The sequence below is a fragment of the Pseudomonas sp. IT-P253 genome (genome assembly GCF_949768125.1).
Lineage (GTDB): Bacteria > Pseudomonadota > Gammaproteobacteria > Pseudomonadales > Pseudomonadaceae > Aquipseudomonas.
The window spans coordinates 1-12,933 of the sequence record NZ_CATKPT010000019.1 but is presented as its reverse complement, the minus strand read 5'-3'; the positions used below and the strand labels follow the sequence as shown (position 1 = coordinate 12,933).

Genomic DNA, 12,933 nt, shown 5'->3' with positions numbered 1-12,933 from the left:
GCCGAAGGCTGCGTTCGGCAGCTGCTACAGGGATCGAGTGCGGCAACTGCAACAAAACCTTCATCGACCATCACTAAGGTGACTGCAAAAATCAGCAGGGAGCCTGATGTGAGCTTATTAGAAGACAACCAATCCACCGACCTTGAGAAAATGGTCGGCCTCAGCCGCCGAAGCTTCATCAGCGCTGGAGCCCTGTGCGGTGCAGCGATGTTCCTCGGCGGCAACCTGCTGAGTCGCAGCGTGCTGGCCGCCAGTGTCAGCGCAGGCACCAGTAAGTTGTTGGGCTTTGACAGCATCCCCGCCGCCACCAACGACGCCATCAGCCTGCCACCGGGTTACACCTCCCAGGTATTGATCAGTTGGGGCGAGCCTCTGCAGAACAACGGCCCGGCATTCGACCCGAGTGGCAACGGCACCGCCGAACACCAGGAAGTCCAGTTCGGCGACAACAACGACGGCATGAGCCTGTTCGAGTTTCCGGGCGAAAACGACCGGGCACTGATGGCGATCAACAACGAATACACCAATTACCGTTACCTCTACCCTCACGGCGGCATGCCGCAGTCGGCCCAGGAAGTGCGCAAGGCATTGGCCTGTGAGGGCGTGTCGGTGATCGAAGTGCAGCGCAAGAACGGTCAGTGGCAATTCGTCCCGGGCTCGCGTTACAACCGCCGGATTCACGGCAATTCACCGATCAAGCTCAGCGGCCCGGCTGCCGGCCACGCGTTGCTGAAAACCAGCGCCGACCCGCACGGCAAAAACGTCCTCGGCACCTTCCAGAACTGCGCCAACGGTAAGACACCGTGGGGCACTTACCTGACGTGCGAAGAGAACTTCACCGACTGCTTCGGCAGCAGCAGCGCCGAGCACACATTCGATGCTGCGCAGAAACGCTACGGCGCGGTGGCGGCCAGCAAGGAGATCAACTGGCACCCGCACGACCCGCGCTTCGACCTGGCGAAAAACCCGAACGAGCTCAACCGCCATGGCTGGGTCGTGGAAATCGATCCGTTCGACCCGCACTCGACGCCCGTCAAACGCACCGCACTGGGCCGTTTCAAACATGAAAACGCCGCCCTCACCGAGACCCATGACGGTCACGCCGTGGTGTACATGGGCGACGATGAACGCGGCGAATTCATCTACAAGTTCGTCAGCCGCGACAAGATCGACCACAAAAACCCCAAGGCCAACCGCGACCTGCTGGACCACGGCACCTTGTACGTGGCGCGCTTCGACGCGGGCGACAGCAATGCCGATCATCCGAAAGGCCAAGGTGAGTGGATCGAACTGACCCACGGTAAAAACGGCATCGACGCCAGCAGCGGTTTTGCCGATCAGGCCGAAGTGTTGATTCACGCGCGCCTCGCGGCCAGCGTGGTGAAAGCCACGCGCATGGACCGTCCGGAATGGATCGTCGTCAGCCCCAAGGATGGCCAGGTCTATTGCACGCTGACCAACAACGCCAAACGCGGAGAGGACGGTCAACCGGTGGGCGGGCCGAACCCTCGCGAGAAAAACGTCTACGGGCAGATCCTGCGCTGGCGCACCGACCGTGACGATCACGGCTCGAATAGCTTTGCCTGGGACCTGTTTGTGGTCGCCGGCAACCCGGGCGTCCATGCCGGCACAGCGAAGGGCGGTTCATCGAACATCACCCCGCAGAACATGTTCAACAGCCCGGATGGCCTGGGTTTCGACAACGCCGGGCGGTTGTGGATTCTTACCGATGGCGATGCGAACAATGCCGGCGACTTCGCAGGCATGGGCAACAACCAGATGCTCTGCGCCGATCCGGTGACCGGAGAGATCCGCCGTTTCATGGTCGGGCCGACTGGCTGCGAAGTCACCGGGATCAGTTTTTCGCCGGATCAGAAGACCTTGTTTGTCGGGATTCAACACCCGGGGGAGAACGGTGGTTCAACGTTCCCCGAGCATTTGCCGAATGGCAAACCGCGGTCTTCGGTGATGGCGATTTCCCGTGCGGACGGCGGGATCGTCGGCGCCTGATCGACCCTCTTCGCGAGCAAGCTCGCTCCCACAGGGATTTGCGCTGTGTCACAGATCCAGTGTGGGAGCGAGCCTGCTCGCGAAACGTCTGCCCGGACACCACTCATCTCAAGACCAGGCCCTAAACACTCCCCGTCTGCGCTACCATGCTTGGCCGGACGCGGCAGCCTGCTGCGCGCAGGAGTCAGCATGGCCCACCCGTTTGCAACCCTCACCCCAGACCTCGTGCTCGATGCCGTTGAAAGCATCGGTTTTCTCAGCGATGCCCGCATTCTGGCGCTCAACAGCTACGAAAACCGCGTCTACCAGGTCGGCATCGAAGACTCCGAGCCGCTGATCGCCAAGTTCTACCGCCCCCAGCGCTGGACCAATGAAGCGATTCTCGAAGAGCACCAATTCACCTTCGAACTCGCCGAATGCGATGTACCCGTCGTCGCGCCGATGATCCACAACGGCGCGAGCCTGCACGAACACAACGGTTTCCGTTTCACCCTGTTTCCCCGCCGAGGCGGCCGTGCGCCGGAGCCTGGCAATCTCGATCAGCTGTATCGCCTGGGTCAGTTGCTCGGTCGTCTGCACGCGGTCGGCGCTACCAAGCCGTTCGAACACCGTGAAGCGCTGGGCGTGAAGAATTTTGGTCATGATTCGCTGACAACCTTGCTGGAGGGCAATTTCGTACCCAAAAGTCTGCTGCCAGCCTACGAGTCCGTGGCCCGCGACCTGCTCAAACGTGTGGAAGAGGTCTACAAGGCCACGCCGCACCGGAACATCCGCATGCACGGTGATTGCCACCCCGGCAACATGATGTGCCGCGACGAGATGTTCCACATCGTCGACCTCGACGACTGCCGCATGGGCCCGGCGGTGCAGGACATCTGGATGATGCTCGCGGGTGATCGTCAGGAATGTCTCGGTCAGCTGTCGGAATTGATGGACGGCTACAACGAATTTCATGACTTCGACCCGCGGGAACTGGCGTTGATCGAGCCGCTGCGCGCGTTGCGCCTGATGCACTACAGCGCCTGGCTTGCCCGCCGCTGGGACGACCCGGCGTTCCCGCACAGTTTTCCCTGGTTCGGTACGGAGCGGTATTGGGGGGATCAGGTGCTGGCACTGCGTGAGCAATTGGCTGCGCTAAACGAAGAACCCCTGAAGCTCTTCTGACTCACGGTGAAACCCTGTGGGAGCGAGCCTGCTCGCGATGACGGCAACACATTCAGCACATCAGTGACTGACAAACCGCTTTCGCGAGCAGGCTCGCTCCCACAAAGTGTTCACAATTGATCAACCTATTCAGGTGCGACATTCGCCGACAAATCTCCTTACAATCCCCCTCTTTGTTAGCTGCCTAAGCAAGGATTCTGCATGCAAGCTGCCAACCTGCGTCGCGGGTACATTCTGGGCCTGAGTGCCTACATCATCTGGGGATTGTTCCCGCTTTACTTCAAAGCCATCGCCAACGTGCCCTCCGTGGAGATCATCATCCATCGCGTGCTCTGGTCCGCGCTGTTCGGCACCTTGCTGCTGATGGTCTGGAGGCATCCGGGCTGGTGGCGCGAGTTGCGTGACAACCCGAAACGCCTTGCGATCCTGGCCTTGAGCGGCACGCTGATCGCCGCCAACTGGCTGACCTACGTCTGGTCGGTCAACAACGGGCGCATGGTCGAAGCCAGCCTCGGTTACTACATCAACCCGCTGGTGAACGTGCTGCTAGGCATGTTGATCCTCGGCGAACGACTGCGGCGCATGCAATGGCTGGCGGTTGCCCTGGCGGCGATTGGCGTCGCGCAACAAGTGTGGCAAGTCGGCAACCTGCCGTGGGTGTCCCTGGTACTGGCGTTGACCTTTGGTTTCTACGGATTAATCCGCAAGCAGGCGCCGGTCAAGGCGTTGCCAGGCCTGGTAGTGGAAACCTGGATGTTGGTGCCGATTGCGGTCGCCTGGTTGCTGTTCAATCCGACAGCAGCCAGCGCCCAACCTGAGTTCTGGAGCACGTCCGAAGCCTGGTGGCTGGTGGCCGCTGGCCCGGTCACTTTGGTGCCGCTGGTGTGCTTCAACGCCGCCGCACGGCATTTGCCCTACACCACCCTCGGATTCCTCCAGTACCTGGCGCCAACGCTGGTGCTGTTGCAAGCCGTGCTGTTGTTTGGCGAACACCTGTCGTCCAGCACCTTGGTCGCGTTTTTCTTTATCTGGGCCGGTCTCGCGGTTTACAGCGTCGATGCGTGGATAAGTCTGCGCCGCCGTCGCTGATCAAAAATCGTACAAACCGCTACAGGCCACGTCCCTCGTGGCCTGCAACCATCCTTCCCAAGGTTATCCACAACGTCATCCCCGGCGTTTGTGCGCAACTTGTTGAAACTGATGGTTTTTTGATCAGATCTTGAAGAAGCCCGGCCGGCGTGGGCTGGCGGGCTGTCTCTACAGGTTATCCACAGGCAGGTGCACGTATAACTTGGATAACCCTGTCAGGGTTCGCTACGCAGCACCAATTCCACCATCAAGTCGTCCGCCAGGGTTTCCAGTCGTGATTGCAGCACGTCGAGTGACAAGGTCAGCGGCACGGCGAGAATCGCTTCGGCGTGAAACAGTGGCTCGCTGCTCATCGGCGCCGGCCGCACTTCAGTCACCAGTCGTTCCAAGTTCACCCCTTGCTCACTGAGCAAACGCGTAATGTCACGAACGATGCCCGGACGATCATTACCGACTAACTCCATGGCAATCGGCTTCCAGGTGCAGGATTGTTCGATGCCGCTTTCGGCGATTAGCACACGAATGCCTTGGGCGGACAACGCCTGCAGGGCATCCACCAATTCGTCGTAGGCCTCGGCCGGCACGCCCACCCGAAGAATGCCGGCGAACTGCCCGGCCATGCGCGACATGCGGCTTTCCAGCCAGTTGCCGCCGTGCTCGGCAATGCATTGGGCAATGCGCTCGACCTGCCCAGGCTTGTCCGGTGCGAATACAGTGAGTACGAGGTGGTCCATGGCGCAGCCCTCTTTTGTTATAGAAAGGGAAGTATAGGCAAAGGGTGATTCTGTGTTGAATCGCCTGGCGCCTTCGCGGGCAAGCCTCGCTCCTACAGGGCTTGCGCAATCGTTGTAGGAGCGAGGCTTGCCCGCGAATGGCTCACCACCGACCCGACTGAAAAAAACAAATCGTGTACAAGTTTTTATATTTAACTGGAACAATCTAATGCTTTTTTGAGAACATCCCGTTCCCCGACATGACTGCAATGCGTCATGGGGTCGCAGATCGACGTAATTAGTCTAATTTTCACAACCGCAATTCATCATGTAGTATGCCGCAGCGCGCACTACATAACGTTGGATCGATGTCTGCCACAGGCGCAGTCGCAGCCCTGAACGCCCTATCAGCAAGGCCTCAAAGCCGTTGATCGGTTCCATCCCGGCCGCCCTGAATGGCATGTACCGGTGGAAGGGGTTTGTGGTTTAAATAGCCAGAGGCTTCATTGTTAATTTGAAGAGCTGAAAAGCGAAATAGCTGAGCAGAGTGAGGCAAGCAATGACTGAACACGTTCAAGTCGGTGGCCTGCAGGTCGCCAAAGTCCTGTTCGACTTCGTGAACAACGAAGCCATTCCCGGTACCGGCCTCACCGCCGATAAGTTCTGGGCCGGTGCCGACAAGGTCATTCATGACCTGGCGCCGAAGAACAAAGCCCTACTCGCCAAACGCGATGATTTCCAGACTCGTATCGACGGCTGGCACCAATCCCGTGCCGGCCAGGCGCACGACGCCGTGGCTTATAAAGCCTTCTTGCAAGACATCGGCTATCTGCTGCCAGAAGCGGCCGACTTCCAGGCAACGACGCAAAACGTCGATGACGAAATCGCCCGCATGGCCGGTCCACAACTTGTTGTGCCGGTAATGAACGCCCGTTTCGCGCTCAATGCTTCGAACGCCCGCTGGGGTTCGCTGTACGACGCGCTCTACGGCACCGACGCGATCAGCGAGGCTGACGGCGCGGAAAAAGGCAAAGGCTACAACAAGGTTCGTGGCGACAAGGTGATTGCCTTCGCCCGCGCTTTCCTCGACGAAGCGGCGCCATTGGCGGCCGGCTCTCATGTCGATTCCACCGGCTACAAGATCGTTGACGGCAAACTGGTGGTCGCCCTTAAAGGTGGCAGCAATTCCGGCCTGCGCAACGATGCGCAGCTGATCGGCTTCCACGGCGACGCTAGCGCCCCAACCGCGATCCTGCTGAAGAACAACGGCCTGCATTTCGAAATCCAGGTCGATGCCAACACCCCGGTCGGCCAGACCGATGCGGCCGGCGTCAAAGACATTCTGATGGAAGCGGCGCTGACCACCATCATGGACTGCGAAGACTCTGTCGCCGCCGTCGATGCTGATGACAAAGTGGTGATCTACCGCAACTGGCTCGGCCTGATGAAGGGCGACCTGTCGGAAGAAGTCTCCAAGGGCGGTCAGACCTTTACCCGCACCATGAACGCCGACCGCACCTACACCGGCGTCGATGGTAAAGAACTGAGCCTGCACGGTCGTTCGTTGTTGTTCGTGCGCAACGTCGGCCACCTGATGACCATCGATGCGATCCTCGACAAAGATGGCAACGAAGTGCCGGAAGGCATTCTCGACGGCCTGGTGACTTGCCTCGCGGCCATCCACAGCCTCAACGGCCACAACTCGCGCAAGAACAGCCGCACCGGCTCGGTCTACATCGTGAAGCCGAAGATGCATGGCCCCGAAGAAGCCGCGTTCACCAACGAACTGTTCGGTCGCATCGAAGACGTGCTCGGCCTGCCGCGCAACACCCTGAAAGTCGGGATCATGGACGAGGAGCGCCGTACCACGGTCAACCTCAAGGCCTGCATCAAGGCTGCCAGCGAGCGCGTGGTGTTCATCAACACCGGTTTCCTCGACCGCACGGGCGACGAAATCCACACCTCCATGGAAGCCGGCCCGATGGTGCGCAAGGCGGACATGAAGGCCGAGAAGTGGATCGGCGCCTACGAGAACTGGAACGTTGATATCGGTTTGAGCACCGGCCTGCAGGGCCGCGCCCAAATCGGTAAAGGCATGTGGGCCATGCCCGACCTGATGGCCGCGATGCTCGAACAGAAAATCGCTCACCCACTGGCCGGTGCCAACACCGCCTGGGTTCCGTCGCCGACCGCTGCTGCGCTGCACGCGTTGCATTACCACAAGGTCGATGTGTTCGCCCGTCAGGCCGAACTGGCCAAACGTGCTCGCGCCTCGGTGGACGACATCCTGACCATCCCGCTGGCCGTCAATCCGAGCTGGACCGCAGAGCAGATCAAGAACGAACTGGACAACAACGCCCAGGGCATTCTTGGCTACGTGGTGCGCTGGATCGATCAAGGCGTGGGCTGTTCGAAAGTGCCAGACATCAACGACATCGGCCTGATGGAAGACCGTGCAACGCTGCGTATCTCCAGCCAGCACATCGCCAACTGGCTGCGTCACGGTATCGTCACTGAAGAGCAAGTGATGGAAAGCCTCAAGCGCATGGCGCCGGTGGTTGACCGTCAAAACGCCAACGACCCGCTGTATCGCCCACTGGCTCCGAACTTCGACAGCAACATCGCCTTCCAGGCGGCGGTCGAACTGGTGGTCGAAGGCACGAAGCAGCCAAACGGCTACACCGAGCCGGTGCTGCACCGTCGTCGTCGCGAGTTCAAGGCTGCCAATGGCCTGTAACTGATCGCTGACGCCGGACAAAAAAAGGCCCTGATCTTTCGATCAGGGCCTTTTTTTCGCTTGAAATAAGTGGCGCTGCCTTCGCGGGCAAGCCTCGCTCCTACAGGATTTACGTCGTTCGTGAATAATGCACAATCCTGTAGGAGCGGAGCTTGCCCGCGAAGGCGATCGAACAGACAACACGAAACCGAGTCAAGGCTCCATCCCAAGCTCATGCTTGACCAGCTCCAACAGCTTGCCGGAATCAATGGGTTTGAGCAGGAAATCGACCACGTGTAAATGCATCGCAGCGATCGCATCTTCCACGTCGGCGTCTCCGGAAACGATGATGATCGGCATCGCCGCCCGGACCGACTCACGTACCTGGCGGATCAAGTCCAGACCATCGATATGGCCCATCCGCAGATCGGTAATGACCAGGCCAATCGATGGCTTCTCGCCCAACATCTTGAGCGCAGTCTCACCACTGGCAGCGGTCAAGCAGTGAATACCGTCCAGGCCAAGAATCTCTGAAAGCAACTCCCGCGCGTCTTTATCGTCATCGACGATCAGCACCCGTTGCGGCGGCAGGTCAGGTTCCAGCATGACGGCACTGAGCGCTTTTCGCTCGGCGTCACTCAAAATATCGTGGTCGGACATGGCTATCTCTACGTTTCCAATTTCAATTCCCTAGCACAATGGTGAGACATTGCTAAGCAGACCTCCAATGTGCACTTCGTCGGATATTTTTCCAAGAGGGGCGCACAGCAGTTTTTCCGACAGTTGCGTAAGGTTTTTCCGACATTTCATCCTCTACACGCCCTACCTAGACTTACGTCCAATGGGCACGCTACGTGTAGGGGCCGACCATGGCCGAAACATCCAACAACAAATCAATAAAAGACTGCGGTCATGGTTATGAGTAAAGCGGACGCCTTCACCCAGGCAGGAAAAACCGCGGTGTTGCAAAACATCCAGGGCACTGTGCAATTCCTGCAGCGCTTCCCGCCCTTCAATCAAATGGAACACGCTCACCTGGCGTACCTGGTCGAGCAATGTCAGCTGCGCTTTTATGCCCCCGGCGAGAGCATCATCAAACCCGCCGACGGCCCGGTTGAGCATTTCTACATCGTCAAACAAGGCCGAGTCGTGGGTGAACGACCCCACTCAGCCAAAGGCGGGACCGAAACCACCTTCGAAATCACCACGGGCGAGTGTTTCCCCCTCGCCGCGCTGCTGGGGGAGCGTGCGACCCGCACCGAACACCTGGCCGCCGAAGACACCTTTTGCCTACAGCTGAACAAACTGGCCTTCATCAAACTGTTCGCACTGTCCAACGCGTTTCGCGACTTTGCCCTACGCGGTGTCAGCAGCTTGCTGGATCAGGTCAATCATCAAGTCCAGCAAAAAGCCGTGGAGACCCTCGGCACTCAGTACTCGCTCAATACCCGTCTGGGTGAATTGGCCATGCGCCATCCGGTGACCTGCAGCCCGGCCACGCCCCTGCGTGAAGCCGTGACCCTGATGCACGAGCAGCAGGTCGGCAGCATTGTGGTGGTCGATGAACACAAAGCGCCGCTGGGGATTTTCACCCTGCGCGACTTGCGCCAAGTGGTCGCCAACGGCACCGGTGACTTCAACGAAGCCATCGAACGGCACATGATCCAGGCGCCGTTTTACCTGACGCCGGACCACAGCGCCTTCGATGCGGCCATCGCCATGACCGAACGGCATATCGCCCACGTCTGCCTGGTCAAGGATCAACGCCTGTGTGGCGTGGTCTCGGAACGCGACCTGTTTTCCCTGCAAAGGGTCGATCTGGTGCACCTGGCGCGGACGATTCGCAGCGCTCAGCGCGTAGAAAACCTGGTGGCGATGCGCGGCGAAATCGGCCAACTGGTGGAACGCATGCTGGCCCACGGCGCGTCTTCGACCCAGATCACGCACATCATCACCCTGCTCAACGACCATACCGTCTGCCGGGTGATCGAACTCACTTTAGCCGAGAAAGGCGACCCCGGTGTGCCGTTCAGTTGGCTGTGCTTTGGCAGTGAAGGACGTCGCGAGCAGACGCTACACACCGATCAGGACAACGGCATTTTGTTCGAAGCGCGGGATGCAGCCCATGCCGCGGAAATTCGCGGCAAGCTGTTGCCCATCGCCCAGCAGATCAATCAGAGCCTGGCGCTCTGCGGCTTCACCCTGTGCAAGGGCAACATCATGGCCGGCAACCCTGAGCTGTGTTTGTCCCGGGCCGAATGGGCGCGGCGTTTTGCGGCGTTTATCCGCGAAGCAACGCCGGAGAACCTGCTGGGTTCAAGCATTTATTTCGACTTGCGGGTGGTCTGGGGTGATGAGCAAGGCTGCGAGCAACTGCGTCGAGGGATTCTCGATCAAGTGGCTGACAACCGGCTGTTCCAGCGAATGATGGCCGAAAACGCCCTGCGTAATCGTCCGCCGGTGGGGCGTTTCCGTGAGTTCGTGCTGGCGCGCAAGAATGGCGAAAAAGCCACGCTGGACCTGAAAATCCAGGGCCTTAGCCCTTTTGTCGACGGTGCCCGACTGTTGGCATTGGCCCATGGCATCGAAGCCAACAACACGCTGGAGCGCTTTCGCCAATTGGTGGCCAAAGAGGTCATCGAACGGCTGGACGGCGCGGCGTATGAAGAGGCGTATCACTTCATCCAGCAAACCCGCATGCAGCAACATCAACTACAGACCCGCGAGAATTTGCCCTACTCCAACCGGGTCGATCCTGACAGCCTCAATCACCTTGACCGACGGATCCTGCGTGAATCCTTGCGCCAGGCGCAACGCCTGCAAAGCAGCCTGACCCTGCGGTATCAACTATGAGCCTGTTTTCATGGCTGCGCCCGGCAGGCCCGGTCCTTCCCGGCGAACTGCAGCAACGTCTGGAACGCTTGTCGGCGGCTGCGGAGCTGAGCGAATACAGCCTGCGCGAGCAACGCTGGGTGGTGCTCGATCTGGAGACCACCGGGCTGAACCTGAGTCGAGATCGGGTGCTGTCCATCGGCGCAGTGGTGATTGAAGACGGCGCCATCGATTTCAGTCAGCAATTCGAACGAACGCTGCAATGTGCCGATATGAAGTTCGCCCCCAGCATGCTGATTCATGGCCTGGGCCCGAGCGCGATTGCTGCGGGCAGCGATCCGGCTCTGACGTTGCTCGAATTCATGGAGTTTGTGGGCAGCAGCCCGCTGCTGGCGTTTCATGCGCCGTTCGATCAACACATGCTCGGGCGCGCGTTGAAAGATCACCTGGGCTACAAGTTGCAGCATCCGTTTCTGGATGTGGCGGATATCGCGCCGATGCTTTGCCCCCAGGCGAACATCCGTGAAGCCGGTCTGGATGAATGGATCGACTGGTTCAAGCTGGAAGTGTTCGAACGCCACAATGCCAGTGCCGATGCCCTGGCCACGGCGGAGCTCGCATTGATTTTGTTCAGCCGGGCGCGGCAGCAACAGATCCATAGCCCGTTGAATCTGCAGCAGCGATTGAATCAGTGGAAACGCAGGCAGCACGCCCCATCCTTTTGACATCCCCTCTCCTGCACGGCGCCGCGAGGCTGGGCGATGGCGTGCGGGACGCCGCCCTGCGCGACCTGCTGTAACGCCACTGACAACGCCTGATTCCCTGTAGGAGCGAAGCTTGCTCGCGAAAGGATCGCTGCGGTCATTGAGTCAGACCGAGGTGTTCCGTTCGCGAGCAAGCTTCGCTCCTACACGAGTATCACGGGATTCCTCGAGGTCATACGATGACGCCATCCCCCACCCGTCGCCTTAGCCTGCAAAATCCCTGACATATTTGTTGACAGCTTCACCTCCGAACTCCTATAAAGGCGCATGTTGTACGACAACCTACAACAAATGATTTACACCAAAAATCCAAAAACAATCATGGTGAAATGATGAAAGTCAAAGGTATCCGCTGGTGGATGGTCGGCCTCGTGACGGCTGGCCTGATGGTTAACTACCTCGCTCGAAATACCTTGTCAGTGGCCGCTCCGACCCTGATGAGCGAAATGAACATCTCCACCGAGCAGTACTCGCACATCGTGGTTGCCTGGCAGGTGTGCTACGCACTGATGCAACCGGTCGCCGGTTACATCATTGATGCCATTGGCACGAAAATGGGTTTCGCAATTTTCGCCTTCGCCTGGTCGATTGCCTGCGCACTCGCGGCGCTGGCGACGGGCTGGCAAGGGCTGGCGTTTGTCCGCGGCCTGCTCGGTTTGACCGAAGCCGCAGGGCTGCCGGCGGCGGTCAAAGCCTCTACCGAATGGTTTCCGGCCAAGGAGCGCTCGGTCGCCATCGGCTGGTTCAACATCGGTTCCTCGATTGGCGCACTGCTGGCGCCGCCACTGGTGGTCTGGGCGATTCTGCACAGCGGCTGGCAACTGGCGTTCCTGATCGTCGGTGGCCTGGGCGTGGTCTGGAGTTTCCTGTGGGTGATCCTCTACAAGCATCCGCGCAACCAAAAGCGCCTGAGCGACGAAGAACGGGATTACATCCTCAGCGGCCAGGAAGACCACTTCAAAGACCCAACGGCCCAGAAAGGCAGCTGGAAAAAGATCATCGGCAGCCGTAATTTCTACGCCATCGCCAGCGCCCGGATGCTCTCCGAACCCGCCTGGCAGACATTCAACGCGTGGATTCCGCTGTACCTGATGACAGAACGGCACATGAACATCAAAGAGATCGCTATGTTCGCCTGGCTACCGTTTCTCGCCGCCGACCTTGGCTGTGTGCTTGGCGGTTATTTGAGCCCACTGTTCCACAAACACCTGAAAGTATCGTTGTTCACTTCGCGCAAAATGGTCTTGCTGTTCGGCGCCTCGTGCATGATCGGCCCGGCCTGCATTGGCCTGGTGGCCAGCCCGTACACCGCCATCGCGCTGTTGTGCATCGGTGGCTTCGCCCACCAGACATTGTCCGGCGCGCTGTATGCAATCACCTCTGACTCGTTCGGCAAAAATGAAGTGGCCACCGCCACGGGCATGGGAGGAATGTTCGGTTACCTCGGCGCCGCCGCTTTCACCTTGGTGTTCGGTGTGATGGTGACCCAGATCGGTTATAGCCCGTTGTTCGTGGTGCTGGCGATTTTCGACATCGTGGCCGCGTTCATCGTCTGGACCGTTGCCCGTGAACTGAAGTCTCAGGCAGCGTCAGGCCCACAAGCCGGATCACAAACGCTGCAACCCGCCAGCTGAAACACAGATCC

Annotated in this window: 9 protein-coding genes; 7 read left to right on the top strand and 2 right to left on the bottom strand. The window is 59.3% G+C overall.

What is annotated here, in order from left to right:
• Positions 1–108: 108 nt before the first annotated feature.
• The 3 genes from ACM6IR_RS11815 to rarD all read left to right on the top strand — a co-directional run bounded on the left by ACM6IR_RS11815 (position 109) and on the right by rarD (position 4,263).
• The gene (locus ACM6IR_RS11815; protein ID WP_414907863.1) at positions 109–2,010 is read left to right on the top strand and encodes a PhoX family protein; all 1,902 of its coding nucleotides are present in this window, start codon (positions 109–111) and stop codon (positions 2,008–2,010) included.
• A gap of 189 nt (positions 2,011–2,199) precedes the next feature.
• A complete protein-coding gene (locus tag ACM6IR_RS11810; protein ID WP_414907862.1) occupies positions 2,200–3,174 on the top strand; it encodes a serine/threonine protein kinase in 975 nt (324 codons plus the stop codon).
• 201 nt (positions 3,175–3,375) lie between these two features.
• Positions 3,376–4,263, top strand: coding sequence for an EamA family transporter RarD (gene rarD / locus ACM6IR_RS11805; protein WP_414907861.1), 888 nt, complete (start codon positions 3,376–3,378; stop codon positions 4,261–4,263).
• A gap of 215 nt (positions 4,264–4,478) precedes the next feature.
• Here the strand turns inward: rarD and ACM6IR_RS11800 are convergent, their stop codons facing one another.
• Complete coding sequence (locus tag ACM6IR_RS11800; RefSeq protein ID WP_046029919.1) at positions 4,479–4,997, bottom strand: glycine cleavage system protein R; 519 nt, start codon at positions 4,995–4,997, stop codon at positions 4,479–4,481.
• 538 nt (positions 4,998–5,535) lie between these two features.
• Between ACM6IR_RS11800 and ACM6IR_RS11795 the strand changes: the two genes are divergently transcribed.
• The gene (locus ACM6IR_RS11795) at positions 5,536–7,713 is read left to right on the top strand and encodes a malate synthase G (protein ID WP_414907860.1); all 2,178 of its coding nucleotides are present in this window, start codon (positions 5,536–5,538) and stop codon (positions 7,711–7,713) included.
• A 192-nt stretch (positions 7,714–7,905) separates the two neighbouring features.
• On the opposite strand, the gene ACM6IR_RS11790 is transcribed toward ACM6IR_RS11795, so the two are convergent.
• Positions 7,906–8,352, bottom strand: coding sequence for a response regulator (locus ACM6IR_RS11790; RefSeq protein ID WP_414907859.1), 447 nt, complete (start codon positions 8,350–8,352; stop codon positions 7,906–7,908).
• A 252-nt stretch (positions 8,353–8,604) separates the two neighbouring features.
• On the opposite strand from ACM6IR_RS11790, the gene ACM6IR_RS11785 reads away from it, so the two are divergent.
• The 3 genes from ACM6IR_RS11785 (at position 8,605) to ACM6IR_RS11775 (ending at position 12,922) form a co-directional block, all read left to right on the top strand.
• Entirely contained in the window at positions 8,605–10,545 is a 1,941-nt protein-coding gene (locus ACM6IR_RS11785) for a putative nucleotidyltransferase substrate binding domain-containing protein (RefSeq protein ID WP_414907858.1), read from the top strand.
• Complete coding sequence (locus ACM6IR_RS11780) at positions 10,542–11,249, top strand: PolC-type DNA polymerase III (protein ID WP_414907857.1); 708 nt, start codon at positions 10,542–10,544, stop codon at positions 11,247–11,249. The genes ACM6IR_RS11785 and ACM6IR_RS11780 overlap by 4 nt, the downstream gene beginning before the upstream one ends.
• Positions 11,250–11,620: 371 nt before the next feature.
• Positions 11,621–12,922 (top strand): MFS transporter, encoded by a 1,302-nt coding sequence (locus ACM6IR_RS11775; RefSeq protein WP_414907856.1) that lies wholly within the window; start codon positions 11,621–11,623, stop codon positions 12,920–12,922.
• Positions 12,923–12,933: the final 11 nt, after the last annotated feature.